27 protein-coding genes are annotated in these 25631 nt (G+C 64.6%); 12 read left to right on the forward strand and 15 right to left on the reverse strand.

The features are described 5' to 3' along the window. Positions 1–32: 32 nt before the first annotated feature. From ACIPG5_RS09585 to ACIPG5_RS09595, 3 genes are all read right to left on the reverse strand, one after another. The gene (locus ACIPG5_RS09585; RefSeq protein WP_401374553.1) at positions 33–659 is read right to left on the reverse strand and encodes a DUF3313 family protein; all 627 of its coding nucleotides are present in this window, start codon (positions 657–659) and stop codon (positions 33–35) included. A 171-nt stretch (positions 660–830) separates the two neighbouring features. Beyond that, positions 831–1307 (reverse strand): hypothetical protein, encoded by a 477-nt coding sequence (locus ACIPG5_RS09590; RefSeq protein WP_236193420.1) that lies wholly within the window; start codon positions 1305–1307, stop codon positions 831–833. Then, the gene (locus ACIPG5_RS09595; RefSeq protein WP_236236892.1) at positions 1300–2091 is read right to left on the reverse strand and encodes a winged helix-turn-helix domain-containing protein; all 792 of its coding nucleotides are present in this window, start codon (positions 2089–2091) and stop codon (positions 1300–1302) included. The genes ACIPG5_RS09590 and ACIPG5_RS09595 overlap by 8 nt, the downstream gene beginning before the upstream one ends. 346 nt (positions 2092–2437) lie before the next feature. Here ACIPG5_RS09595 and ycaC point away from each other — a divergent pair, with 346 nt between their 5' ends. From ycaC to ACIPG5_RS09610, 3 genes are all read left to right on the forward strand, one after another. After that, positions 2438–3067: an isochorismate family cysteine hydrolase YcaC gene (gene ycaC / locus ACIPG5_RS09600; protein ID WP_176511362.1), complete on the forward strand. Its 630-nt coding sequence runs from the start codon at positions 2438–2440 to the stop codon at positions 3065–3067. Between the two features lie 81 nt (positions 3068–3148). Continuing rightward, positions 3149–3715: an antibiotic biosynthesis monooxygenase gene (locus ACIPG5_RS09605; RefSeq protein ID WP_176511363.1), complete on the forward strand. Its 567-nt coding sequence runs from the start codon at positions 3149–3151 to the stop codon at positions 3713–3715. Positions 3716–3790: 75 nt separating this feature from the next. Next, positions 3791–5632 (forward strand): amidohydrolase, encoded by a 1842-nt coding sequence (locus ACIPG5_RS09610; RefSeq protein ID WP_401374557.1) that lies wholly within the window; start codon positions 3791–3793, stop codon positions 5630–5632. A gap of 58 nt (positions 5633–5690) precedes the next feature. Here the strand turns inward: ACIPG5_RS09610 and ACIPG5_RS09615 are convergent, their stop codons facing one another. Next, positions 5691–6602, reverse strand: a complete 912-nt coding sequence (locus ACIPG5_RS09615) for a LysR substrate-binding domain-containing protein (protein ID WP_401374560.1) — start codon at positions 6600–6602, stop codon at positions 5691–5693. Positions 6603–6886: 284 nt separating this feature from the next. On the opposite strand from ACIPG5_RS09615, the gene ACIPG5_RS09620 reads away from it, so the two are divergent. Both ACIPG5_RS09620 and ACIPG5_RS09625 read left to right on the forward strand, forming a co-directional pair. Continuing rightward, positions 6887–7165: a type II toxin-antitoxin system RelE/ParE family toxin gene (locus ACIPG5_RS09620; protein ID WP_401374563.1), complete on the forward strand. Its 279-nt coding sequence runs from the start codon at positions 6887–6889 to the stop codon at positions 7163–7165. A 13-nt stretch (positions 7166–7178) separates the two neighbouring features. Next, complete coding sequence (locus ACIPG5_RS09625; RefSeq protein WP_176511367.1) at positions 7179–7463, forward strand: HigA family addiction module antitoxin; 285 nt, start codon at positions 7179–7181, stop codon at positions 7461–7463. 3 nt (positions 7464–7466) lie between these two features. On the opposite strand, the gene ACIPG5_RS09630 is transcribed toward ACIPG5_RS09625, so the two are convergent. Together ACIPG5_RS09630 and ACIPG5_RS09635 are read right to left on the reverse strand one after the other, a co-directional pair. Further along, entirely contained in the window at positions 7467–9254 is a 1788-nt protein-coding gene (locus ACIPG5_RS09630; protein WP_286912098.1) for a monovalent cation:proton antiporter-2 (CPA2) family protein, read from the reverse strand. Between the two features lie 123 nt (positions 9255–9377). Next, on the reverse strand, positions 9378–10868 hold the full coding sequence (locus ACIPG5_RS09635; protein ID WP_286912097.1) for a YifB family Mg chelatase-like AAA ATPase: 1491 nt from the start codon (positions 10866–10868) through the stop codon (positions 9378–9380). 255 nt (positions 10869–11123) lie between these two features. Between ACIPG5_RS09635 and ACIPG5_RS09640 the strand changes: the two genes are divergently transcribed. Then, positions 11124–13148, forward strand: coding sequence for a DUF4034 domain-containing protein (locus tag ACIPG5_RS09640; protein ID WP_401374567.1), 2025 nt, complete (start codon positions 11124–11126; stop codon positions 13146–13148). 12 nt (positions 13149–13160) lie between these two features. Here ACIPG5_RS09640 and ACIPG5_RS09645 read toward each other — a convergent pair whose 3' ends face one another. Together ACIPG5_RS09645 and ACIPG5_RS09650 are read right to left on the reverse strand one after the other, a co-directional pair. Beyond that, positions 13161–13589 carry a molybdopterin-binding protein gene (locus ACIPG5_RS09645; RefSeq protein WP_176511392.1) on the reverse strand — a complete coding sequence of 143 codons (429 nt, stop codon included), beginning with the start codon at positions 13587–13589 and terminating at the stop codon, positions 13161–13163. A 24-nt stretch (positions 13590–13613) separates the two neighbouring features. Continuing rightward, positions 13614–13877, reverse strand: coding sequence for an accessory factor UbiK family protein (locus ACIPG5_RS09650; protein WP_176511393.1), 264 nt, complete (start codon positions 13875–13877; stop codon positions 13614–13616). Between the two features lie 365 nt (positions 13878–14242). On the opposite strand from ACIPG5_RS09650, the gene glnK reads away from it, so the two are divergent. The 3 genes from glnK to sutA all read left to right on the forward strand — a co-directional run bounded on the left by glnK (position 14243) and on the right by sutA (position 16718). Continuing rightward, positions 14243–14581 carry a P-II family nitrogen regulator gene (gene glnK, locus ACIPG5_RS09655; protein WP_002555808.1) on the forward strand — a complete coding sequence of 113 codons (339 nt, stop codon included), beginning with the start codon at positions 14243–14245 and terminating at the stop codon, positions 14579–14581. 47 nt (positions 14582–14628) lie between these two features. Next, the gene (locus ACIPG5_RS09660) at positions 14629–15960 is read left to right on the forward strand and encodes an ammonium transporter (protein WP_176511394.1); all 1332 of its coding nucleotides are present in this window, start codon (positions 14629–14631) and stop codon (positions 15958–15960) included. A gap of 428 nt (positions 15961–16388) precedes the next feature. Continuing rightward, complete coding sequence (sutA, locus tag ACIPG5_RS09665) at positions 16389–16718, forward strand: transcriptional regulator SutA (RefSeq protein ID WP_286912093.1); 330 nt, start codon at positions 16389–16391, stop codon at positions 16716–16718. A 126-nt stretch (positions 16719–16844) separates the two neighbouring features. Here sutA and ACIPG5_RS09670 read toward each other — a convergent pair whose 3' ends face one another. Genes ACIPG5_RS09670 through ACIPG5_RS09695 form a run of 6 tightly spaced genes read right to left on the reverse strand, consistent with a single transcriptional unit; the run spans position 16845 to position 21455 of the window. Further along, positions 16845–17540: an HAD family hydrolase gene (locus tag ACIPG5_RS09670; protein WP_176511396.1), complete on the reverse strand. Its 696-nt coding sequence runs from the start codon at positions 17538–17540 to the stop codon at positions 16845–16847. Continuing rightward, entirely contained in the window at positions 17537–18436 is a 900-nt protein-coding gene (xerC, locus tag ACIPG5_RS09675) for a tyrosine recombinase XerC (RefSeq protein WP_176511397.1), read from the reverse strand. Before xerC ends, ACIPG5_RS09670 begins: the two co-directional genes overlap by 4 nt. Continuing rightward, a complete protein-coding gene (locus ACIPG5_RS09680; protein WP_176511398.1) occupies positions 18436–19146 on the reverse strand; it encodes a DUF484 family protein in 711 nt (236 codons plus the stop codon). The genes xerC and ACIPG5_RS09680 overlap by 1 nt, the downstream gene beginning before the upstream one ends. A 13-nt stretch (positions 19147–19159) precedes the next feature. Beyond that, a complete protein-coding gene (gene dapF, locus ACIPG5_RS09685; RefSeq protein ID WP_236236900.1) occupies positions 19160–19990 on the reverse strand; it encodes a diaminopimelate epimerase in 831 nt (276 codons plus the stop codon). Positions 19991–19994: 4 nt separating this feature from the next. Next, the gene (gene lysA, locus ACIPG5_RS09690; protein WP_176511400.1) at positions 19995–21242 is read right to left on the reverse strand and encodes a diaminopimelate decarboxylase; all 1248 of its coding nucleotides are present in this window, start codon (positions 21240–21242) and stop codon (positions 19995–19997) included. 9 nt (positions 21243–21251) lie between these two features. Further along, positions 21252–21455 (reverse strand): lipoprotein, encoded by a 204-nt coding sequence (locus ACIPG5_RS09695; protein ID WP_176511401.1) that lies wholly within the window; start codon positions 21453–21455, stop codon positions 21252–21254. Positions 21456–21643: 188 nt separating this feature from the next. Between ACIPG5_RS09695 and cyaY the strand changes: the two genes are divergently transcribed. The 3 genes from cyaY (at position 21644) to rnk (ending at position 22733) form a co-directional block, all read left to right on the forward strand. Further along, entirely contained in the window at positions 21644–21976 is a 333-nt protein-coding gene (gene cyaY / locus ACIPG5_RS09700) for an iron donor protein CyaY (protein WP_012312194.1), read from the forward strand. Between the two features lies 1 nt (position 21977). Then, on the forward strand, positions 21978–22190 hold the full coding sequence (locus tag ACIPG5_RS09705) for a DUF1289 domain-containing protein (RefSeq protein ID WP_176511402.1): 213 nt from the start codon (positions 21978–21980) through the stop codon (positions 22188–22190). Between the two features lie 132 nt (positions 22191–22322). Beyond that, positions 22323–22733 carry a nucleoside diphosphate kinase regulator gene (gene rnk, locus ACIPG5_RS09710; protein ID WP_176511403.1) on the forward strand — a complete coding sequence of 137 codons (411 nt, stop codon included), beginning with the start codon at positions 22323–22325 and terminating at the stop codon, positions 22731–22733. A gap of 3 nt (positions 22734–22736) precedes the next feature. Here rnk and ACIPG5_RS09715 read toward each other — a convergent pair whose 3' ends face one another. Next, a complete protein-coding gene (locus ACIPG5_RS09715) occupies positions 22737–25601 on the reverse strand; it encodes a class I adenylate cyclase (RefSeq protein WP_401374578.1) in 2865 nt (954 codons plus the stop codon). Positions 25602–25631 lie beyond the last annotated feature (30 nt).

A 25631-nucleotide genomic window follows, 5' to 3' on the forward strand; every position in this document is an offset into this window, starting at 1 on the left:
CAAGGGCTTGAGTAGGGAGGAGGATGGCCAGGTCAGGCCGGTTTGTTCGGCTGGAACTCCCGGTCCAGGCGTTCCCGAATCTGCTGGGCGGCGCTATCCAGGGCGGGATAGAAGTCCTCGACCACCGGGGTCTTGGACTGGCCGATGTTCTTGCCGCTCACGCGGTCCAGGGCGCGGGCGAGCATTTCGCCGGTCTGGCTGTCGCTGACTTCACTTTTCAGGAACAGGTACAGGGTTTCATCGCGAACCCCGGTGGCATGCAGGGAAAGGCCGACCAGCATGCCGATGGGGATGTATTCGGTGACATTGGGATCACGCGGGGCACGTTCGATATCGGCAATCGAAACGTTGAGCGACAGGGACTTTGCCGTGGGCTTGTCGACCAGGCGGTAGCCTGCGTCGGTCAGCTGTTTTTCCAGCTGGCCTCGGAAGCGCTGGCGCAGCTTTTCGGCGTCGCCGTCGAACTTGGCAACCCGCGGGTCGCGGCTGTCGAGCGAGAAGGTTTTTGGCAGGTTGATGAACACGACCTTCTCATGCTGGGCAGAGAGCGGCGCGGCAGAGCGCTTCCAGGCCAGTGTCTTGTCATCGTGCTCGATGACCTGCAGATCCGTGTTGGCTTGTTCCTTGGGCGTGACTTCGGTGTCGATGCTGGGCGCCATCGAACAACCGAACAAGGTGAGCGTGCATAGAAAAATCGAAAGTTGCTTGAGCGGCATAGTGACTCCTGTTGACCTCACATCGAGGCGGCAAACCTCGGCGCAATCTGCGCGTTGGCTGAGGAAAACAGGAATCAAAAATCGTCATTTGTACCCGCCGCTTGCCACAGGTCATCAGTCGTTCATGCAGCGCAGCCGGTCCAGTTCGAGGATGTAGTAGCACAGCGCGTTGCCGCGGCTGGGCAGCATTGCCAGGTTGAGCATCGAGCCCAGGCGGAAGTACTGGCGGGAGAACAGCAGTTCGGAATGGCGGCTGACGTTGAACAACTGCTGCTCGCTGCTGGCCTGGATATCTTCGACCTTGAGCTTGATTCGCCAGCGCGAGGTTTGCACCACGGCCGCGCCCACGGCGATATGCCGTTCCTTGTCACCCAGGCGCTCGAGCAGGCTGATCACCGCACTGGGTTCGCTGATGGTCAGCCGCTCCTTGAAGTCCAGGGTGTCGTCGCCCATGAAGTGATGGCCTTCGGAGCGATAGGGCTGGCTGTTTTCGTAGGGCACGGACCAGGCGAAGCACAGCGCAGCCAGGCAGGCCGCGAAAACCGCCGCGATGATCAGTGCATGCCGCCAGGGCGCAGCGTCGTTATTCATCTTTAACCCCCAGGCACTGGTTGATCATGCTGATGAGCCGCTCCTCGCGATAGGAAAATTCCAGGTTGTAGGCGTCCCCGGATTTTTGAATGCAGGAAAGATTGGTGCGCGAGCCGGTACGGCTGATAAACAGTTCGCCTAATAGCGGCTGGGTAGTAATACCCGAACTCAAGATATCGGCCTTGAGTGCGTCGACATCCTGTTTGCTTTTGCCGACGGCGGTGATTGAGAGTTCACCTTCGGTCAGAATGGTTATCACATGCAGATCATGGGTGGGCTTGTAACCGCTATACAGTTGCCACAGGGTAAACAGCGCAAACAGTGCCACTGCCAGATAACCCAGGCGCAGCGGCTTGCTCAGGCGCCGCCTTTGAGCCGGCGGGGGTGTGCTCGCAGGGCCCTGGGCAGGCGTTGGCTCGCAGGCCGGCTCGGCGGCAGCGTCGTCGGGGCACAGCAGGTGATCGCTGTTGAAGCGATAGCCACGGCGCGGCACGGTGACCAGCAGGTCGTGGTCCTTGCTGTCGCCAAGGATGTTGCGCAGGGTGAAGATGGACTGGTTGAGGCTGCCGGCCGAGACCACCCGATCATCCCAGGCGAAGGCCATGATGGCCTCGCGCGAGCAGATTTCCCCGGGTTCGAGCAGCAGCAGTTCGAGTATTCGAGCGTCTGCGCGGGCCAGGGTTATTTCTTCTGGCGGGGTGTGTAGAGGTTTTATCGATAGCGTGTATTGATCAGGATCAAACTCCACAAGGGCGCTATTTTTTAATCGAAAATAGTGGCTCATGTATCACATCGCGCGTTGTGAAAATTGCCGGCCATTATAGGGGCGATAATTAACGGTGCAAGTCGACAGGGTGCACTTGTGACGGAAGGTTTAGGTGAATAAGCTATAGATGGTTAATTATTTCAATGTGGAAACAAAGTTGCGGAAGTTAAATATTTAACTTCCCTTGATGGTGTGGGGGCCCAGGCGGCTGTCTTTGAAAAGGGGTGCGAGGCATCGTTCACAAAATAGAACGCTAAGGCCGATTTTCGCAGTCTACCGCTGCAAAGGTGATGATTTTAATGTGTGTCCATCAACGCGAAACACCCAACACACACACTGAATCACCACCTCAAGGAGCACCGCCATGACCTCGTTCAAATACAACCGCCTGAACAAAGATGACGCCGCCGTGCTGCTGGTCGACCACCAGGCCGGCCTGCTGTCCCTGGTTCGCGACATCGAGCCGGACGCGTTCAAGAACAACGTGCTGGCCCTGGCCGACCTGGCCAAGTTCTTCAACCTGCCGACCATCCTTACCACCAGCTTCGAGCAAGGCCCCAACGGCCCGCTGATGCCCGAGCTCAAAGCGCTGTTCCCGGATGCCCCGTACATCGCTCGCCCAGGCCAGATCAATGCCTGGGACAACGAAGACTTCGTCAAGGCCGTGAAGGCCACCGGCAAGAAGCAGCTGATCATCGCCGGTGTCGTGACCGAGGTGTGCGTGGCGTTCCCGGCGCTGGCCGCGCTGGAAGAAGAGTTCGAAGTGTTCGTGGTCGCCGATGCCTCCGGCACCTTCAACGCCATGACCCGCGATGCGGCCCACAACCGCATGACCCAGGCCGGTGCGCAGATGATGACCTGGTTCGGCGTCGCCTGTGAACTGCACCGCGACTGGCGCAACGACATCGAAGGCCTGGCCGCGCTGTGCTCCAACCACATCCCGGACTACCGCAACCTGATCACCAGCTACAACGCCTTCAACGCCGGCAAGTAAGCGGCCCTGCCGGGCACCCGCAACGGTGCCCGGCACGCGCGGCAGCGCCCGCCAACCCCTCGCTCATCCCAAGGAACGCCGATGAACACTTCAGGCCAAGACAACCGCAACGTGGTGACGCTGGTGATCCAGCACAAAGTCCGCGCCCCGGCGCTGGCGAGCTATGAAGCCTGGCTCAAGCGCACCGTCAGCACCGCGCGGCAACAGCCGGGGCACCTGGACGTCAACGTGATCCGCCCGGATGGCGATGGGCTGCACTTCACCACCGTGGTGCGCTTCGCCGATGCCAGCCTGCTGCAGGCCTGGCTCAACTCGGCCGAGCGCCAGGCGCTGGTCAGCGAAGTGCTGCCGCTGCTCGAAGGCGGTGACAACCCCCAGGTGCATGAAGACCCGGAGTTCTGGTTCACCCCGCCGAGCACTCGGGCCCCGCAGCCGCCGCGCTGGAAGCAGGCGCTGCTGACCTACCTGGTGATCTGCCCGATGACCCTGATCGTGCCGCAACTGCTGGCGCCGCTGTTCGCGCGCTTCCCGCAGCTGGGCTGGGGGATCCTCGGCAACCTGATCGTCAACCTGTTCATCATTCTGCCCGTGGTGTTCTACATCATGCCCTGGGTCACCCGCCGCTGCGCCAACTGGCTGCGCGGCTGAGCCAGCCAGCACCAGCGCTGGCGGTTGCTAGGCTTGAACAACCCCAACCATCCTGCATCGCTCCAAGGAGGTTCCATGATTGCCGACCTGATCCTGTTCAATGGCAAACTGCACACGGTGGACCGTGAGCAGCCCACCGCCAGCGCTGTCGCCATCAAGGATGGCCGCTTCATTGCCGTGGGCGACGACGCCGTGGCCATGGCCCACAAGGGCGCTGGCACGCAGGTCATCGACCTCAAGCAGCGCACGGTGATCCCGGGCCTGAACGACTCGCACCTGCACCTGATCCGCGGCGGCCTGAACTACAACCTGGAGCTGCGCTGGGAAGGCGTGCCCTCGGTGGCCGATGCCATGCGCATGCTCAAGGACCAGGCGGCGCGCACGCCCTCCCCGCAATGGGTGCGTGTGGTGGGTGGCTGGAACGAATTCCAGTTCGCCGAAAAACGCATGCCGACCCTGGAAGAAATCAACCAGGCCGCCCCTGATACCCCGGTGTTCCTGCTGCACCTGTACGACCGCGCGCTGCTCAACCGCGCCGCGCTCAAGGCGGTGGGCTACGACAAGGCCACGCCCAACCCGCCGGGCGGGGAAATCCAGCGTGACAAGTTCGGCAACCCGACCGGCATGCTCATCGCACGGCCCAACGCGGCGATTCTCTACGCCACGCTGGCCAAGGGGCCGAAGCTGCCGCTGGAGTACCAGGTCAACTCGACCCGCCAGTTCATGCGCGAGCTCAACCGCCTGGGCCTGACCAGCGCCATCGATGCCGGCGGCGGTTACCAGAACTTCCCCGATGACTACCAGGTGATCCAGGAATTGGCCGACAACGGCCAGCTGACCGTGCGCATCGCCTACAACCTGTTCACGCAAAAACCCAAGGAAGAGCTGGACGACTTCCGCAAGTGGACCTCCAGCGTCAAGCTGCACAGCGGCACCGACTTCCTGCGCCACAACGGCGCCGGTGAAATGCTGGTGTTCTCCGCCGCCGACTTCGAGGACTTCCTCGAACCGCGCCCGGACCTGCCGCAAACCATGGAAGAAGAACTGGAGCCGGTGGTCCGCCACCTGGTCGAGCAGCGCTGGCCGTTCCGCCTGCACGCCACCTACAACGAATCGATCTCGCGCATGCTCGACGTGTTCGAGAAGGTCAACCGCGACATCCCGTTCAATGGCCTGCCGTGGTTCTTCGACCACGCCGAAACCATCACCCCGCAGAACATCGAACGTGTGCGGGCGCTGGGCGGCGGCATCGCGATCCAGGACCGCATGGCATTCCAGGGTGAGTACTTCGTCGATCGCTATGGCGCCAAGGCCGCCGAGCACACCCCGCCGATCAAGCGCATGCTCGAGATGGGCGTGCCGGTTGGCGCCGGTACCGACGCCACGCGGGTTTCCAGCTACAACCCGTGGACGTCGCTGTACTGGATGGTCAGTGGCAAGACCGTCGGCGGCATGGAGCTGTATCCGGAGGGCCTGGGCCGTGACACCGCGCTGCAGCTGTTCACCCAGGGCAGTGCGTGGTTCTCCAGCGAGCAGGGCAAGAAAGGCCAGCTCAAGGTTGGCCAGCTGGCGGACCTGGCGGCGCTGTCGCTGGACTTCTTCAGTGTCGAGGAAGAGGCGATCAAGGGCATCGAGTCGGTGCTGACCATCGTCGATGGCAAGGTGGTGTATGGCGCCGCCGAATTCGACAAGCTTGGCCCGGCGCCGATGCCGGTGCTGCCGGAGTGGTCGCCGGTGGCCAAGGTGCCGGGGCACTGGCGTGCGGGTGCGCCGTCACTGGCGGCGGCCGTGCACCAGTGCAGCGGGCCTTGCGGGGTGCATGCGCACAGCCATGACAAGGCGCGGCAGTCGAGTGTGCCGGTGAATGACTTCCAGGGGTTCTGGGGGGCGCTGGGGTGTTCGTGCTTCGCGTTTTGAAGTGAGGTGATCCTGCTGGCCCCATCGCTGGCTTGCCAGCGATGGGGCCATGGTGCATTCACGCCATGTCGCTGACCGCGAACTCCTCGGCCAGGTGATCGATCAGCGCGCGCACCGACGGCAGCAACCCGCGCCGCGACGGGAAGATCGCATGCACGATGCCGCAGCGCGGATGCCACTGCGGCAACAACTCCACCAGCCTGCCTTCGGCCAGGTCCTCGCGCACCGCCACGCGCGGCAAGTGCGCAATGCCAACCCCGGCCACCACGAAATGGCGCAGCGCGAACAGGTCATCGGTGACCATGCGCGGCGTATGCGGGATCACGATGCTGCTGCCGCTTCCCTCGCCCTGGAACAACTCCCACTGGTATTCACGCTGGGCGCTGCCCCAATGCACGCTGGGCAAGGTGCCAAGCAGTTGCGGGTCGAAGCCTGCCGGCAGTTGCTCGAGGTACTGCGGGTGGCCCACCAGGCACTGGGTGCTGTTGCTCAGCACCTTCATCACCATGTCGGTGTTCTCCAGCGGCGGGAAGCGCACCCGCAGCGCCAGGTCGAAGCCCTCGTGCAGCAGGTCGACCCGGCGGTTGGTGCTCTCGATGAACAGTTCCACCTGCGGGTACTTGAGCATGTAGCGGGTCATCATCGGCCCGACCCAGGCATTGAGCAGGGTGGTGGGGCAACTGATGCGCACCAGGCCGCGGGGTTCGCTGCGGTTGCGCTCGATGATCTCCGCCGCGCCCTCGGCTTCCACGCGCATGGCCAGGCAGCGGTTGTAGTAGGCCTGGCCGATCTCGGTCAGCGAGCAGTGCCGGCTGGTGCGATGCAGCAGGCGCACGCCGAGGCGCTCCTCGAGGTCGGCGATACGCCGGCTGAGCTTTGACTTCGGCATGTCCAGCGCCCGCCCGGCGGGGGCGAAGCCGCCATGTTCGACGACTTGGGTGAAGTAGTAGAGGGAGTTCAAATCTTCCACTGATCGTTCTCCGGACGGAACGCGAAAGGCAATTTTCGCAGTCTACCGCAGCAAAGGTGGTGATTTTAGTCTTTGCTCGAGGTGGCCGATTCACGGATTTCAGTGTGGCCTTTGAGCTGCACGAACTTTGAGAAAAATCCCACGGAGTTAGCGGACGACGTCACCGCGCACAATCAAATTCCTGAGAACAGACTGGTCAACCCGGAAATTTTTCAGGAGCAAGGTATGCGGCATTCATTAGCCCAGTTGCAGTGTGTAAGGCATGACCTTACACTCAGTCATCGATGATCAAGACTTTCAGGCACGAGGGCCTGAGGCTTCTTCATCAGCGAGGAGATGCATCTGGAGTGCGCGCGGATCATGTTGCCCGTTTGCGAAGGCTGCTCGCATCGCTAGAGGTGGCGCAAACGCCTTCAAACCTTGATCGTCCCGGATATCGGCTGCATTTGCTGCGGGGCAGGCTGGATGGATTCTGGGCAGTGAATGTTTCGGGCAATTGGCGTCTGGTGTTCCGCTTCGTGGGTACTGACGTGGAGCTTGTCGACTATCTGGACTACCACTAGGAAACTGAAAACCATGCCTATGTACAACCCTCCTCATCCCGGCGAGTCTTTGCGCGAAGATGTCTTGCCTGCTATCGGCATGAGTGTCTCGGGGCTGGCGCGTCACTTAGGTTACTCGCGAGGGCAGCTGTCCACTGTACTCAATGGGCGTGCCGCGATATCCGCTGATCTGGCTTATCGCCTTGAGCTGGCGGGCCTCGGCGAAGCTCGGCAGTACCTTGCCGAGCAGGCGGCGTACGATCTCTGGCAGGCCGCCCACCGTGAACATCCTCAGATCGTGCGGCTGGTGTTTGCCTGACACTCAATCCGCATCCGAATCGAACAACCGCTCCAACTCCAGCCGCGCTTCCTTCGCCGTCTGCATCACCTTGGCCCGGTCATTGCGCACCTGCCCCTGGGCCACCAGTACTTCCTCGTCATGCTGGGTAAAGCGCTCGATCCGGTCTGCCGCCTGCTCGCGGCTCAATCCCAAGCCCACCAGTGCCCGGCGGGTCATCTCCAGGCTCGAATAGAACGTCTCGCGGATCGGCTCGGCGCCCACGTCCACCAGCTTGTGCACATGCTGGCGGTTGCGTGCGCGGGCCAGCACTTTCAGGTGCGGGTACAGGCGCTTGACCCGCTCCGCCGTGCGCGTGGTGACTTCCGGGTCGTCGGTGGTGATCACGAAATACTCCGCCTCGCCGACCTTGGCCGCATGCAGCACTTCGGCGCGCAGCGGGTCGCCGTAGAACACCGGCGCCTGTTCGAACATGCGGGTCATCTCGATGGCATCCACCGAGGTTTCCAGGGCAATGAACGGGATCTTCTGCGCCCGCAGGATGCGCGACACGATCTGCCCCATGCGGCCCATGCCGACGATGACCACGCGCGGGGTGCCGGCGTCGATGGCCTTGTACTGCTCGGGCACTTCACGCGGCGGTTGCGGGCGCTTGAGGGCGCGGGCGCAGCCGAGCATCAGCAGCGGGGTGATGGCCATCGACAGGGTGATGGTCATCAACAGCAGGTCGTAGGTCTGGGTGTCGAACAAGCCCTGGTCCTTGCCCAGCTTGAACACCACGAAGGCAAATTCGCCACCGGCCGCCAGCACCATGCCCAGGCGCAGCGCACTGGCGCTGTTCAGCCCGCCGGCCAGGCGCCCGATACCGATCAGCAGCACCAGCTTGACCGCCACCAGCAGCAGGGTCAGGCCCAGCAATACCAGGGGCATTTCCAGCAACAGGCGCAAGTTGGCGCCCATGCCGACGCTGATGAAGAACAGCCCCAGCAGCAGGCCCTTGAACGGTTCGATCTGCGACTCCAGCTCATGCCGGTATTCCGAGTCGGCCAGCAACAGGCCGGCGAGAAACGCCCCCAGCGCCATCGAGACCCCGGCTTCTTCCATCAGCCATGCAGTACCGATCACCACCAGCAGCGCGGTGGCGGTGGACACCTCGGGCAAGCCGGTGCGGGCGACGATACGGAACACCGGGCGCAGCAGGTAGCGGCCGCCGACAATGACCACGGCAATGCTGGCGAATACCTTCAGGCCGTGCTGCAGGCTGTCGCCGTGGCTGGTGTCCGGGCCGTTCGCCGCCAGCAAAGGCACCAGGGCGATCAGCGGGATCGCGGCGATGTCCTGGAACAGCAGGATGGCGAAGGCCAGGCGGCCGTGGGGCGCGTTCAGCTGCTTGCTCTCGGCCAGGCTCTGCAGGCCCAGGGCGGTGGACGACAACGCCAGGCCCAGGCCCAGCACCACGGCGGCCGGCAGTGACTGGCCGAAGCCGAACCAGGCGATGGCGCCGATCACCGCGCCGGTCAGCAGCACCTGCGCGGTGCCGACGCCGAACACCGATCTGCGCATCAGCCACAGGCGCTTGGGCGACAGCTCCAGGCCGATGATGAACAGCAGCAGGACCACGCCCAGTTCGGAGATGTGCGCCACGCTCTCGGTGTCGCGGATAAGGCCCAGGGCCTGGGGGCCGATGGCCACGCCGGCGAGCAGGTAGCCGATCACGGCACCCAGTTGCAGGCGTTTGGCCAGGGGCACGGCGAGGACAGCGGCGAGCAGGAAGATCACCGCGGTTTGCAGAAGGCTGCCTTCGTGTGGCATTGGCTCGTACTCCATGAGCTGCCGGGGCAGCGTTAGAACAGTGTGGAGCACAATTCTGGGGAATGCGGCCGGCCCAGACAATCTGCCAGCCGGGAGACACATCGTCCTGTCACGGGTGACAGTTCAGGGGCTTGCAGGGCGGTATTGCAGCGCTTCGGCCAGATGCGGCCTGGCAATCGCTGGCGCCCCCTCGAGATCCGCAAGTGTGCGCGCCACCTTCAACAGCCGGTGCGCTGCGCGCAAGGACAGGCTCAAGCGCTCGCAGGCATTTTCCAGCCAGGCCTGGTCGGCGGTTTGCAGGGGGCAGTGACAGCGCAGCCCTTCAAGGTCGAGAAACGCGTTGGCACAGCCTTGGCGGCGTTGCTGCACTTCGCGCGCCGTGGCCACGCGGGCGGCCACGGCGGCGCTGGTTTCGCCGCTGGGCTGATGGTTGAGCGTGGTGCTTTCACGGGCCACGGTCAGGTGCAGGTCGATGCGGTCGAGCAAGGGGCCGGACAGCTTGTTGCGATAGCGCTGGATCTGCTCGGTGCTGCAGCGGCAACGCCCGGTAGGGTCGCCGAGGTAACCGCACGGGCAGGGGTTCATCGCCGCCACCAGCTGGAAGCGGGCGGGGAAGCGCACCTTGTCCCGCGCCCGGGCGATCACGATCTCGCCGGACTCCAGCGGTTCGCGCAGCACTTCCAGTACGCGCCGTTCGAACTCCGGCAATTCGTCCAGAAACAGCACGCCATGGTGCGCCAGGGTGATTTCACCGGGTTGCGGCCTGCTGCTGCCGCCCACCAGCGCGGGGCCCGACGCCGAGTGGTGCGGGTGGCGAAAGGGCCGCTGCGGCCAGCTGTTGAGCGGTGCCCGCCCACTGACCGACTGGATGGCCGCCACCTCCAGCGCTTCATGCTCATCCAGCGGCGGCAGCAGGCCCGGCAGGCGGCTGGCGAGCAGGGTCTTGCCGGTGCCCGGAGGGCCGGTAAACAGCAGGTTGTGTGCCCCGGCCGCAGCCAGAAGCAAGGCGCGCTTGGCGGCGATCTGCCCTTGTACTTCGCTCAGGTCCGGGTAGGGCTGGCTTTGCAGTATCAAGCCATTGGCGGCAAAGGGCGGCAGTGGTACCTGCCCGTTCAGGTGCGCCACCAGCTCCAGCAGGTGCCCGACCGCATACACCACCAGCCCGCCGGCCAGGCTTGCTTCCTCGGCATTCTCCCGGGGCACCACCAGCGCCCGGCCGGCTTCGCGTGCTGCCAACGCGGCGGGCAGCACACCTTGTACCGGGCGCAGCTTGCCGGACAGCGCCAGTTCGCCCAGGCATTCGAGGTCGACCAGTGCCGCCACCGGCACCTGTGCGTCGGCGGCAAGGATGCCCAGGGCGATGGCAAGGTCGTAGCGCCCGCCATCCTTGGGCAGGTCGGCGGGGGCGAGGTTCTGCGTTATGCGCCTTTGCGGGTAGTTCAGCCCGGAGTTGACGATGGCGCTGCGCACCCGGTCCTTGCTTTCCTTGACGGTGGTTTCCGGCAAGCCGACCAGGGTGAGGTGGGGCAGGCCGTTGGCCAGGTGGGTTTCGACGCTGACCGCCGGCGCCTGCACGCCTACCTGGGCGCGGCTGTGAACGAGGGCAAGGGACATGGACGCTCCGTTGTCGCGGATGAGGGCGCCGCTTCCTGCGGCCCTGGCAAGCATAGTGAGGCGCGGGGGCGGCAACGCAACAAGAATGCGTCGGGGTTTTTCAGGTCAGGGATTTTCCCTGCGCATTCATACAATCTGACAAATAATGGATCCAATTTCTTTGCGCAGCGCCGAACTATGGCTTAGTGTTCAAAGGTTATTGCCGTTGCCACCGGACGACAACGCGATCCAGAAAATGGACTTAAGGTACTGCCCGTGCAAACCCTCAATCACACCCGCCAGCAGATTCGCGAACGGGTGCAAGCCAATGAATTCGCCGAACTCAGCCGCTTCTTCGATAGCCTTCAGGTGCATTGGCAGCAGGCGCCGCCCGGTGCCTGCCCTGCCTACATGGAAGCGGTGCAGGGGCATATGCTGCTCGACTGGGACAGCCACGGCAGCAAGGCGCTGACCCAACTGCTCAGGGCGTGGATCGACGCCTGCCCCAAGGCTTATCACCCGCAAGTCGCGATGGGCTTCCATTGCCTCAACCGCGCCTGCCACATCCGTGGCAGCGCTGGCGCCAATGCCATTTCCCAAGCGCGCAGGCTGGCGGCCGAGCAGGCCTGCGAGATGGCTGCGGCGCACTTCCTGCGGGCCATGGAGCGCAACCCGCAACCGCTGGCGGCGGCCATCGGGATGCTGCAGATCAGCGGGCATTTCCATGAGCCGGGCTGGCTGGTCGAACTGTTTCTGGGCCAGGTGGCACGCTTTCGACCCAGCGCCCACGCCGATGTGGAAGTGCAAGAGGCGGCAGCGCCGCTGCTGGTCAAATATGGCCTGGCACCGCTGGTGGAGCTGCCGCAGTCATTGCCTGGCTGCCTTGAGGCGCGCCTGCCTGAAGGAGAGGGTGCCAAGGATTACTGGCTGCGCCATGCGCTGGCCTGGCAGCCCGGTTGCTTCGAGGCGATAGAAGCGTTTGCACGCTACCTGACGCCGCAATGGGGCGGCAGCTACCAAGCCATCGATGATCTTGCCAACGGCCCACTGTGCCAGCGCTGGGATGAGCGGCTGCGCAATGGCATCCGCTGGTTGGCCGTGGAAGACGCGTTCTGGCTTCCGGGCGCGGAGCAGTCGCCACACATCGAGGCCTGGCAGCACACCTTCGAGGCCTGGGCGAAGCGGGACCTCAGGGCCAAGGAGCGCGCCACCTTGCTGGCCTTGCGCGGGGCCCTGCGCTACGCATCGCTGCAGGATTACCCGGGTGCGCAGCAGGACTTCATCGACAGCGTCGAGCTTTACCCAGACCAGGGTTTCGTATCGACCATCGGCCAGCCGTTCTACAGCTTCGTCTGCCTGGTGCTGTTCCAGGGAAAGCCAGAGATCATCCCCGCTTTTCGTACCGCCATCGAGCGCCTCTGTGAAAGCCGCAGGCAGGCCGCAGCCTGCGCACTGCGGGCGGTGGGGCACCAGTTCGGCCTGTGGGGGTTTAAGCCATGCACCGAGCAGGCAAGCGCCTGGTTGCAGGCTGCGGTCAATCGCCAGTGCGGGCGCGAGGGCCTGGGTTTCGATGTGCTGGAAGTGCCTCGCCTGCTCTGGGCCGCCAGGCAGCACGAGGCGGCGTATTTCCTTTTCCAGCAGTGCGCCGAGCGCAAGCTGCCAGACGCCGCCGCCGCGCTGTATGCGTTGCACTGCGGGCACATGGCCGATACGCCCGAGCACTACCAGGATGCGGCGTCAGCGCAGCATTGGTTGTTGTGCGCGGCGCAGTCGGGCAGCCAGTTGGCCAAGTACGACCTGGCCTGCCAGCGCATGCGCGACAGCCAGGCGCTGCGCGAGCGTGGTGCGATGCTGGCGGTCAGGCGCTTGCTGCTCGACTGCCTGGGCAACGAGCAGCTCGATGCCCGGGCACGCTTGCAACTGGGCGTGCTGCAGCGATCATTCGGCGATGAGCGCGAGCATGCGGAAGGGGTCGCCTACCTGCTGGGGCTGGTCGAGTTTCCCGATGCGGCAGTCGCCGGGCGTGCCTGCGCGGAACTGGCGCTGGCGTGGATGCATGGCCAGGGCACCCGCAAGCAGAGCCGCTTTGCCGCCATCGAGTGGGCCAACCGGGCGCTGGCGCTGCAACCTGAAGATGTGGCCATCGAGCAGATACACGCGCAGATACTCAATTCGCACAGTGTGGTGAAGACGCTGATCACGGTGTGCGGCGCCACCTTGTTTCGTGGCGATCTGCATGCCCGGGAGCTGCCGCCGAAAGCCGGCGGCCCTGCAACGGACCGCCAGCGGGCGTCTGCTTGAGGCGCCGCCGCCTTACGGCTTGGCGCCAAGAATGATGTGCGACGCCTTGATCAGCGCGGTGGCCTTCACGCCAGGCGCCAGGCCCAGCTCCTGCACGGCCTCGCGGGTGACGATGGCGAACACTTCGGTACCACCGGCCAGCTTCAGCACCACTTCGGCGTTGACCGCGCCGTCGCCCACGCGCACCACTTCGCCTTCCAGGGCGTTGCGGGCGGAGAGCCGGTAGCCGGCGGCATCGGTCATCAGCACCACCCATGGCGCCTTGACCAGCGCCACCGCCTGCTTGCCGACGTTGATGTTGAGGTTGTGCAGGCTGGCCATGGTCACCACGGCCACCAGCTTCTCACCGCCGCCCAGGGTCAGTTCGACCTCGGCGTTGACCGCGCCGGGCTGAACGGCGCTGACGGTCCCTTCAAAGACATTGCGGGCACTGACTTTCATGGTGAGGCACTCCTTTAGCGGGTTTTATTCCTGCGGGGCTGGCGCCAGCCGGGCTTCCAGCTCGGCAACCTGCTTTTCCAGGGCTTCCAGGCGTGCGCGGGTGCGCGCCAGGACCACCATCTGGCTGTCGAATTCGTCGCGGCTGACCAGGTCCAGCTTGCTGAAGGCACCTTGCATCAGCACTTTGAACTGGCTTTCGAGTTCGGCGCGGGGCTGGGCGGTGTCGCTGCTGAAAAGGCGCGAGGCCTGGTCGCTCAGGGCGTCGAGAAGGGCTTTGGGCGCGAGCATGTGCGGCTGTCCACTGAATCTGAGAAATGGCCCGCAGTGTAGCACGGTGCAAATGGCCCTTCTGATTGCACGTTTTTCGAGCAGCCTGCCGCGCCTGCGCGCACCGAAGTTGTGCATCTTTTTCGTACTGGCGACTGGCCAATGCCCGCTGCTACATGCAAGGCACTGTTTTCCCGTGCATTAACGGAACTGGCAAGGATTCTGCAAAGACCTGACTGAGCCATGCACTGATGCAGTTCCTTGTGACCAGGCAGTGCGCACGCGGAGCCGGATGCCGACGACGCGTTACAAAGCCAAGCGCTGCGCTTAGACTTGAGACGGGTTTGTTTTCCTGGGGCAAGTCCACCAAATCGGGAGAGAGTTTCATGAAGCTAGTCACAGCCATCATCAAGCCGTTCAAGTTGGACGACGTGCGCGAGTCGCTGTCGGAAATCGGCGTGCAGGGCATTACCGTCACCGAAGTCAAAGGCTTCGGCCGGCAGAAGGGCCACACCGAGCTGTATCGCGGTGCGGAGTACGTGGTCGATTTCCTGCCCAAGGTGAAGATCGACGTGGCCATCGACGACAAGGACCTCGATCGCGTGATCGAAGCCATCACCAAGGCAGCCAACACCGGCAAGATCGGTGACGGCAAGATCTTCGTGGTGAATCTGGAGCAGGCGATCCGCATCCGTACCGGCGAAACCGATACCGACGCGATCTAAGCGCCGAACAACGCCTCACCAAACCCAACGCCCCAGGAGAAAACAACATGACTCTGCGTAAGATCGCAGGGCTAGGAGCCCTATTGTCCCTCGTAATGCCGGGCCTTGCCCTGGCAGAGGATGCTGCCCCGGTGCTGAACTCCGGCGACACCGCCTGGATGCTCACCTCCACGGCGCTGGTGCTGTTCATGACCATCCCGGGCCTGGCCCTGTTCTATGGCGGCATGGTGCGTTCCAAGAACGTGCTGTCGGTGATGATGCAGTGCTTCGCCATCACGGGCCTGATCAGCATTCTCTGGGTCGTGTACGGCTACAGCATGGCCTTCGATACCACCGGTATGGAAAAGGGCGTGCTCAACTTCAATTCCTTCGTCGGCGGCTTCTCCAAGGCGTTTCTCAGCGGCGTCACGCCGTCTGGGCTGACTTCCGCCACCGCGCTGTTCCCCGAAGCCGTCTTCATCACCTTCCAGATGACCTTCGCCATCATCACCCCGGCGCTGATCGTCGGTGCCTTCGCCGAACGCATGAAGTTCTCGGCGATGCTGGTGTTCATGGGCATCTGGTTCACCCTGGTCTACGCACCGATCGCGCACATGGTCTGGAGCGGTGACGGCGCGCTGCTGTGGGACTGGGGCGTGCTCGACTTCGCCGGCGGCACCGTGGTGCACATCAACGCCGGTATCGCCGGCCTGGTCTGCTGTTTGGTGCTGGGCAAGCGCAAAGGCTACCCGACCACGCCGATGGCCCCGCACAACCTGGGCTACACCCTGATGGGCGCAGCCATGCTGTGGGTCGGCTGGTTCGGCTTCAACGCAGGCTCCGCCGCCGCGGCCAACGGCACCGCCGGCATGGCCATGCTGGTGACCCAGATCGCCACTGCTGCTGCGGCATTGGGCTGGATGTTCGCCGAGTGGATCTTCCACGGCAAACCCAGCGCCCTGGGCATCGCCTCCGGCGTGGTGGCCGGCCTGGTGGCCATCACCCCGGCAGCGGGCACCGTGGGCCCGATGGGCGCCCTGGTGATCGGCCTGGCCTCTGGCGTGATCTGCTACTTCTGCGCCACCAGCCTCAAGCGCAAGCTGGGCTATGACGACTCGCTCGACGCCTTTGGCGTGCACGGCATCGGCGGCATCGTGGGGGCCATCCTCACCGGTGTGTTCGCGGCACCGGCCCTGGGCGGCTTCGGCGCGGTCACCGATATCGGGGCTCAGGTCTGGGTTCAGGCCAAGGGCGTGATCTTCACCGTGGCCTACACCGCCATCGTCACCTACGTGATCCTCAAGGTGCTGGATGTGGTGATGGGCCTGCGGGTCAACGAAGAAGAAGAGTCGGTCGGCCTCGACCTGGCTCAACACAACGAACGCGGCTACAACCTGTAACCGCGACGCTGGAAAACTTGCCCGGCTTGCCGGGCATTTTTTTGCCTGTTTTTTGTCATTTCCCGCAGGGCAAACGGTTTATCACTCACGTTCGCGACGTAGGGCGAAAACTTACAACGGGCAGGGCGTTTATGGAGCTTTGCTTTTTCCACGGGCGCGCTAGAATGCGCGCCGAGGGGTGTAAGACGAGATGTCCGCGCACCCGCTCAGCCTTTGCTAGGCTTGCCAATAGCGTGTGGCCAGCAGGGGCTCAAGGTTTTGTCAGGCCCTGCCAGGAGCAGGGTCTGCTGGGTGCCGACTCCCATCAGGAGCGCCGACCCAAGGGCAGTGGCCTAACCCACGGCCAGTTGAATTTTCACTGGTGGCTGCCGGTCTACGGCTGCACTGGTCTATAACTAACCTGCTTTTCGCAAGTCATGAGGTAGAACATGAGCGACGACGATCTGGAAAATGATGACCTCGAAGTAGGCGACGAAGACGAGGCGGATGACGGCCTCGAAGCGGCGGCCGACGATGGCGCTGAAGATGCTGGCGATGACGACAGCAGCCCGGCACCCACTGCCAAGGGCAAGTCCAAGGCGGCTGTCTCGGTAGACGAGATGCCGAGCATGGAAGCCAAGCAGAAGGAGCGTGATGCCCTGGCCAAGGCGATGGAAGAGTTCCTTTCTCGCGGTGGCAAGGTGCAGGAAGTCGAGGCCAACGTGGTCGCCGACCCGCCCAAGAAGCCGGACAACAAGTACGGCAGCCGCCCTATCTGAGTGGCTGAACACAAAAAAGCCCGCCGTCGCTGCGGGCTTTTTTGTGCCTGGTGGTTTCCCCACAAAGGTCGCTAATGCCCTCTGTGGGAGCCGGTTTGCCGGCGATGGGCTGCAAAGCAGCCCCTGTCAGCGCCAGCGCGCAATCACTTCAGGCAGCTGGGATAACCGCTGAATTTCTGCATCGGGCGCTTTATCGCCACTCCAGGCCTTGCCTTGCGGGTTGAACCACACCGCCCGCAGCCCGGCCCGCTGCGCCCCGCCAATGTCATCGCCAGGGTGGTCGCCCACATGCACCGCGGCGCCAGCCTCGACCTCGCCGCGCTTGAGCGCCTCCATGAATGGCGCCGGGTCCGGCTTGCCGATCCCCAGGTCTTCGGCACACAGGGCGAACGCGAAGTAATCCGAAAGCCCCAGGCGGCGCACATCGGCATTGCCGTTGGTGACCACGCCCAGGGTGTAGTGATGGCGCAGAATTTCCAGCACCGGCTGCACCTCGGGGAACACCTCGACCTGGTGCCGGGCATGCAAAAACACTTCGAACCCTTCGTTGGCCAACGCCTGTGCCTGCTTTTCGCTGTAACCGACCTCTTCCAGCGCGTGGCACAGCACGCGCCGGCGCAGGGCGCTGATGCGGTGCTTGAGGCCCGGTTCGGCCTGCACCAGGCGTTCACGGATGGCGAACAGGTGTTCAACCGGCACGCCGCCGAGCACCGGGGCGTTGGCCTGCAGCCAGTCGCGCAGCACGACTTCCGCGCTGGCGATCACGGGCGCGGTGTCCCACAGGGTGTCGTCGAGGTCGAAGGTGATCAGCTTGATGCTCATGAGTCTGTGCCTTTGCTGCGTTTGGCCCGAGGGTGGGCGCTGTCGTACACCGCGGCCAGGTGCTGGAAGTCCAGGTGGGTGTAGATCTGCGTGGTGCTGATGTCGGCGTGGCCGAGCATTTCCTGCACCGCGCGCAGGTCCTGGGACGATTCCAGCACATGGCTGGCGAAGGAATGGCGAAGCATGTGCGGGTGCAGGTGCTGGCCCAGTTCGCGCTCGCCGGCCGCCTTGACCCGCATCTGGATGGCCCGTGGGCTGAGCCGGTTGCCCTGGCGGGTGATGAACACGGCGCTGTCGCGTGGGCCGCCGATGCCGCGCAGCCTGAACCAGGCCTGCAACGCCTCGCGGGCCTTGCGCCCCACCGGCAGCACGCGCGCCTTGCCGCCCTTGCCGAGCACCTGGACCAGGCCGGCGCTGAGGTCGAGGTGTTCGAGGTCGAGCTGGGTCAGTTCGGACAGGCGCAGGCCAGAGGAGTAGAACAGCTCGAGGATGGCCTGGTCGCGGCGGGCGATGAAGTCGTCGTCGACGCCGCCATCGAGCAGCTGCAGCGCGCGGTCGGTGTCCAGCACCTTGGGCAGCCGGCGCTCGCCCTTGGGCGCGCTCAGGCCGCTGGCCGGGTCGTGATTGCACAGGCCTTCGCGGTTGAGGTAGCGATACAGGCCGCGCACGGCCGACAACAACCGCGCCAGGCTGCGCGAGGACTGGCCCTGGTGATGCTGGCGGGCGATGAGCTGGCGCAGTTGCTGGATCTGCAGGGCGCCCCAGCCGGCGATGCCCTGGGCGTTGCAGTATTCGATGACCTTGTCGAGGTCGCGCCGGTAGGCCAGCAGGGTGTGGTCCGACACCTGGCGCTCGTTGCGCAGGTGTGCGCAATAAGCCTCCAGCTGGCGTTCCATCAGCGCACCGGACGCAGGGTCTGGGTCACGCGGGGCACCACACGGCCGAGCACTTCGGCGATGTAACCGAGGAACAGCGTGCCGACGCTGCTCTTGTAGTGCTGCGGGTCACGGCTGCCGATCGCCAGCACGCCATGCAGCCCTTGATATTCCAGTGCGGCGACGGCGCTGGAGCCCACTTCCAGGCGCTGCTCCTCGCCGAACAGGAAGGCCAGCTCCTTCTCGCGCAGGTTGCCGCTGACCGTCTTGCCGCCACCGAGCAAGCCGCCGATAGCCTGCTGGGCCTCGGTGTTGCTGACCCAGCGCCCGACTGGCGCGGCGTTGTCGCCGAACAGGATCAGGCTGACGAAGGGCACCTGGAACTCCTGGCGCAGGCTGTCTTCGACGGCCATCACCACTTCTTCCAGGCTGCCCGCGTCGAGCAGGTCGAGGATCAGCCGGCGGGTCTTGTCGAACAGCCGGTCGTTGTCCCGGGCCACGTCCATCAATTGCGACAGGCGATGGCGCATTTCGATGTTGCGATCGCGCAGCAGCGTGAGCTGGCGCTCCACCAGCGACACGCTGTCGCCGCGCTGGTGGGGGATACGCTGTTCGACCAGCAGTTCGTCGTGCTCGGCGAAGAAGGTTGGGTGGGCGCGCAGGTAGGCGACCACCGCTTCGGCATCGAGCTCGTTGGACTGCTGGGGTACAACCTTGGGCTGATCGGTCATGGCGGTTACTCGCTTAGAGACGAACCTGTCCTTCGTAGACGCGCACGGCCGGGCCGGTCATCAGCACGGGCTTGCCGGGGCCGGCCCATTCGATGTGCAGGCGGCCACCGGGCAGGTCGAGAGATACCGGGGAGTCCATCCAGCCTTGGCTGATGGCGGCTACCGCAGCGGCGCAGGCGCCGGTGCCGCAGGCCTGGGTTTCACCCGCGCCGCGTTCCCAGACGCGCAGGTTGGCGCGATGGCGGTCGATGACCTGGATGAAACCGGCATTCACCCGCTGCGGGAAGCGTGGGTGGTGTTCGATTTTCGGGCCCAGGGTGTGTACCGGTGCGCTGCGCACGTCATCGACGCGCAGCACGGCATGCGGGTTGCCCATGGACACGGCGGCAATCGAATGGACCTGGCCGTCGACTTCCAGCGGGTAGCTCAGCGCCTGCTCGTCGGCCACGAACGGGATCTCGGCCGGCACGAAGCGCGGCGGGCCCATGTCGACACTGACCTGGCCATCGTTCTGCACGTCCAGCACGATGATGCCGCTCTTGGTTTCCACGCGGATGCGCTTCTTCGCGGTCAGGCGCTTGTCCAGCACGAAACGGGCGAAGCAGCGCGCGCCGTTGCCGCACTGCTCGACCTCGGAGCCGTCGGCGTTGAAGATGCGGTAGCGAAAGTCCACTTCCGGGTTGCTCGGCGCCTCGACGATCAGCAGCTGGTCGAAGCCGATGCCGGTGTGGCGGTCACCCCATTGCTTGGCGTGCTTGGGCTGGATGTGAGCGTGCTGGCTGACCAGGTCGAGGACCATGAAGTCGTTGCCCAGCCCATGCATCTTGGTAAAGCGCAGCAGCATGGGGTCACTCCGGCAGCAGGCTTTCGCCAGCGTACAGTTCGGCGATGGTCTCGCGACGGCGTACTTCGAAAGCCTGGTCGCCGTCGACCAGGATTTCCGCGCAACGGCCACGGGTGTTGTAGTTGGAGCTCATGACAAAACCATAGGCGCCTGCCGACTGCACGGCCAGCAGGTCACCTTCGGCCAGGTTCAGCTGGCGGTCCTTGGCCAGGAAGTCGCCGGTTTCGCAGATCGGCCCGACCAGGTCGTAGGCACGGCCTTCGCCTTCGCGTGGGGTGACCGCGCTGACGCCCATCCAGGCCTGGTACAGGGCCGGGCGGATCAGGTCGTTCATCGCCGCATCGATGATGGCGAAGTCCTTGTGTTCGGTGTGCTTGAGGTATTCCACGCGGGTCAGCAGGACGCCGGCGTTGGCCACGATGTAGCGGCCCGGCTCGAACACCAGGGCCAGGTCACGGTCGCCGACGCGCTCGCGGATGGCCTTGATGTAGTCGGCCAGCAGCGGCGGCTGCTCGTCGCGATAACGCACGCCGACACCGCCACCGAGGTCCAGGTGGCGCAGGTGGATGCCGCATTCGGCGAGGCGGTCGACCAGCACCAGCAGGCGGTCGAGGGCATCGAGGAACGGGTCGACGGTGGTCAGCTGCGAGCCGATGTGGCAGTCGACACCGACCACTTCCAGGTTCGGCAGCTGCGCGGCACGCACGTAGATGGCCTCGGCGTCGGCGATGGCGACGCCGAACTTGTTCTCTTTGAGGCCGGTGGAGATGTACGGGTGGGTGCCGGCGTCGACGTCCGGGTTGACCCGCAGCGAGATCGGCGCAACCTTGCCCATCTCGGCCGCCACGACCTGCAGGCGCTCGAGCTCGTCGGTGGACTCGACGTTGAAGCAGTGCACGCCGACTTCCAGGGCGCGGCGCATGTCTTCGCGGGTTTTGCCGACGCCGGAGAACACCACGCGATCGGCACGGCCGCCAGCGGCCAGCACACGCTCCAGCTCACCGCCGGAAACGATGTCGAAACCTGCACCCATGCGCGCCAGGATGTTCAGCACGCCGAGGTTGGAGTTGGCCTTGACCGCGAAGCAGACCAGGTGCTCGACGCCTTGCAGGGCATCGGTATAGCTGCGGTACTGGGCTTCGATGTGGGCGCGCGAGTAGACGTAGGTCGGGGTGCCGAAACGTTCGGCGATGGCCTGCAGGGCCACGCCTTCCGCGAACAGTTCACCGTCGCGGTAGTTGAAAGCGTTCATGAGATTTCCTTACTGCGCAGGCGACTGCTCGGGCTCGATGGGCTGCTCGTCCTGCGGCTGTACCGCCGGTGCGTGCTTGTGCTGATGCGACTTCTGGCTGCCTTTGCCATCCTTGCCGTCTTCGGGCAGGTACAGGGGGCCTTTCTGACCGCAGGCCGAAACGAGGCAGGCAACCGCGACCAGCGCCGCAAGTGAGGAAATCAGGCGCTTCATGGGTGAAATCCTTTGAAATATGCAGTATTGCGCCCGAGTATACCGAGCGACCGGCGGATTGCCTATGCAAGAGCCGGTCCGTCGGGCGGGCTATGCTTGTGGGCCAGCGGCTAACCTTTGCATTCGGCGCCAAGCGCCCGTATCTTGCCCGGCTTGCCTGTAATGCAGCCAATTTCGAGGTTCCTGCAATGAGTTTGAGCGAAGCGCGTTTCCATGATCTGGTCGACGCCACCCAACAGGCCCTGGAAGACCTGTTCGACGAGAGCGGCCTGGACCTGGACATGGAGAATTCCGCCGGCGTCCTCACCATCAAGTTCGACAACGGCAGCCAGCTGATCTTCAGCCGCCAGGAGCCGCTGCGCCAGCTGTGGCTGGCCGACCGCTCCGGTGGCTTCCACTTCGACTACGACGAAGAGAGCGGCAAGTGGGTGTGCGAGAAGAGCGAAGAGCTGCTTGGCGAAATGCTCGAGCGCATTGTCTGGGAGCGGGCCGGCGAGAAGCTGGACTTCGACGAGATCTGACATGACTGCCCAGGCGCGGCCAGCCAAGCCGCTGTACAGCAACGTCAGCCCCGCAGTGCCTTCGCCGTGCATCAGCGTGTGCCGGCTGGATGAGCACAAGGTGTGTACCGGTTGCCATCGCCACGTCGAGCATATTCGCGAATGGCGTGCGGCCGACGATGAACGGCGCCGGCAGATCTGCCGTGAAGCCGAGGCCCTGCGCGCACGGGCTTGAGTATTTGCCCGGCTGTGGTAGTGTCGAGGCATGCGTCGCTGACGCCGGAGCATTCACAAACCCCGCCCTTGGGCGGGGTTTTGCTTTATCTGCCCATCGAAAACCACCTGTTCAAAGGAGCCTGACTGGACCATGAGCACCAAGCCTTCCCTCATCCTCACCCGCTTGGACGTACAGCGTCTGGAGCGCCTGCTCGACAGCCTCGACGAAAGTACCCCGGGTGTGCTCGCCTTGCAGGACGAGCTGGACCGTGCCGACCAGGTGGTCGGCCATGAGGACGTGCCCGCCGGCGTGGTGACCATGAACTCGCGCGTGCACTGCCGCGAAGAGGCCAGTGGCAAGGACTATCACCTGACCCTGGTGTACCCGAAGGACGCAGGCCCCGAGGGCAACGTCTCGATCCTGGCACCTATCGGCTGCGCCTTGCTGGGCTTGTCGGTCGGCGACCAGATCGACTGGCCCGCCCCCGGCGGCAAGACCCTGAAGCTCAAGCTGCTGGCGGTCGAGTACCAGCCGGAAGCGGCGGGCGATTTCGACCTCTGAGCCTCAGGGCTCCAGGGTCGCCTGAAGCTGCGCCAGGCCATCGTTGAGCGCCTGCTCGAGCTCGCGCTTGTAGCGCAGGTACAGCAGGGTCGAACCCTGCTCATCCTCGAGCAGCTCCGACAAGTCCAGGTCAGTGATGTAGCAACGGTAGTGCCCGGCACTGCGGCGCTGGCCGAGGATCTGCCGGGCAACCACGGCATACAGCTCGTCGCCATGCTCCAGCTCGGAGAACTCCTGCTGGTCGCAGTACAACGTCACATGCACCTCATCCCCCGCGCCCGCCTGCACGATGGCCTGCACCTCGTAATACGGCAGGCCGTCGCCATCGACTGGCGCCGGGCGCGCCTCGCTGCTGCGCGCCTTGCCTGGCCCTGAGGGCAGCAGCTGCGCGTAGTGGATCTGCAGCGAGGCCTGTTGCACATAGTCCAACGGCAGCCGCGCATCGCGGCGCATCACCACCGAGCGCAGAAAACGCTGCAGCGGCAGCAACAGGTGGCTTTCATCGTGCAGCGGCAGGCGCTGCTGCCACAGGGCGTTGTATTCATCCAGCACATACAGGTCGGCCCAGCCGTCGAACAGGCGGTAGAACACCTGGATGCAGTCGGCGCGGCCTTGCTCCAGCACCAGCGGCAGGTCGTGGTCCTGCAGGGCGTTGGCATCCAGGTGCAGGGGGCTGTAGACGCTGCGCTCTTCGGCCAGGTAGTCGAGCACGGCGGCATGCCCGCTCAGCGTCGCCAGGCTGACCTGGCCAGGCAACAGCTCCAGCACATGGGTGTACTGCGCCACTTGCAGCAGGTAGCGGTGGTTGCGGCCCTGGTCGAGCAGCAGTTGCACGGTATCGAAAATGTCCTCGACCCGCTGGCTGATGGCTTGCGCGCGGTTGTGGCAGAAGCAGCGCACTCGCACGCGCGGCCGGTGGCTGCGCTGGCCGAGGCTGTTGAGAAAATCGCGCAGGCAGCGCAGCAGGGCGTGTTCGCCGTCGTAGCGCTGCACCAGCACTTCGTTCCAGCTGTTGAGGGTGACCTGGTCGAAGGTCAGCACCAGGTTTTCGCGCACCCCGGCGTAGCTCAGCGAGTCGGTGCGCTCGGTGGTCATCAGGATGTTCAGGTCGCGGTGCTGGCGCAGCGGGTCGATGCCGACGTTGACCAGCAACAGGATCTCGTCGGCCACGCTGGGTTGCAGCAGGCGCACTTCGCTGACCGGCTCCAGCGGCAATGGGATGCTCTGCTGCAGGCTGCCGAGCAGGTTGAACAGCTCGAATTCGCTGAGGTCGCTTACCCCGGGGTGCAGCGCCAGGCGCGTGCTGCTGTCGATCACGCCGTTGCGGTGGGCCCAGGTCAGCAGCTCGAGCAGCTCGCGGCAGCGCTTGATCGGGCTGAAATGCTCCCATTCGTGCACGCCCAGGTTGCCGTTGTACAGGCCCCAGTGGTGGCTGCCGGGCTCCTTGCGGTTGGGTGAGTGGACCAGGGTCAGGGTGTCTTCGGCAAGGTCGGGGGCGATGCCGGGGTTGATCACTTCGATCTTGCCGGCGCGGCGCTCGAACGCCGCGTACAGGCGCCGGCCGAGCACATTCATGTCGCGCTGGTCGGCGCGGTTGCTGGCGTTCTGGTTCTGTGCGAACTGGCCGAGAAAGCGGTAGCTGTGGTTGAGCTCGGCCACCAGTTCGCGCCGCTCCAGCGCAACCTGGCGCACCTTCCACTGGCTGCGGCTGTCGAGCAGGGCCAGCTGGCGCTCATCCCAGCCCCATTCGTCTGCCAGGCGCTGCAGCAACTGGCGCTGCCAGCCATTGCTGCGGCTGCGCTCCAGGCCGCTGAGTTTCTTGTTGACCTTCAGGTACAGGCTGCGCCGCACCAGTTCAAGGCGCGTGGTCTCGCCGCGCTGCTGCAGGTAGCGCTCGATGCGGCGGTAGACCATCACGTAGGGGTCCAGCTCATCGAGGTTCAGGCGGTTGGCGAACACCGCCTCCTTGTAGTCCAGGCTCAGGCAGCGCACGGCGGGATATTCGCTGGCGTAGACCTCGGTCAGCAGCAACTTGAGCAGCGACTTGTAGGGTGAGTCGATGCCCTTGAACAGCTGCCACAGGCCGGCGCCGACGAACTCGCCGGCCGGGATGTGGGCCAGGTGGCCGAGGTCGAGGGCGTCGGTGCTGCGGATGAAGCGCTTGCTCAGCAAGGTTTCGCTGTAGCGCTGATAGTGCTGCTCTTCATACACCGGCACCAGCCACCACAGCGGCGTGCGCCCGGCCAGCCAGATGGCGGTGCGGTAGAACTCATCGAGCAGCAGGTAGTGCTGGGTGGTGCCGCAATCGTCGGAACTGAGCTGGCCGTCACGCAGGCCTTGGGCGAAGCCCTGCGGGTCGATGAGGAAAAAGTGCGCCTCGGCGCCCAGGCTGGCGGCCCAGGTCTCGAGCAACTGGCACTTGCGCTGCAGTTCTTCGCGCTGGCTGTCGTCCAGGCCGGGGGCATGGCACACCCATAGGTCCATGTCGCTCTGTTCGGCCTGGGCCAGGGAGCCGAGGCTGCCCATCAGGAACAGCCCGTGGATCGGGCGGTGAGGGTTGCCCAGGCGCGTCTTGTAGGTGAACGAGCGGGCCAGCCGCTGGCCTTCGGCGACCAGCCCGGCAGCCGGCTCGAAGCCCGATATGCCGGCCGGGGTGCTGCCGCAGACATAGCCTGGCAGCAGCGGATGGTTGACGTGGAATAGCAGCGGCAGCAGGGTCAGCACTTGCTGCTGGCGGGTCGAAAGCCCTTCCATGGCACGCTCGAGGCGGCCCTGGTTGAGTTGCAGAAAGCGCGCACGCAGTTTCGCCAGCACCTTGCGGTCGATGCCGTCGTCCAGGTCCGGGCGGATTTCGTGGGGGTGGTTCATTGCGCACTCAGGGGCAGGCCGGGGAAGCTT

This window comes from Pseudomonas sp. NPDC087029 (assembly GCF_044745345.1).
GTDB lineage: Bacteria > Pseudomonadota > Gammaproteobacteria > Pseudomonadales > Pseudomonadaceae > Aquipseudomonas > Aquipseudomonas faucium.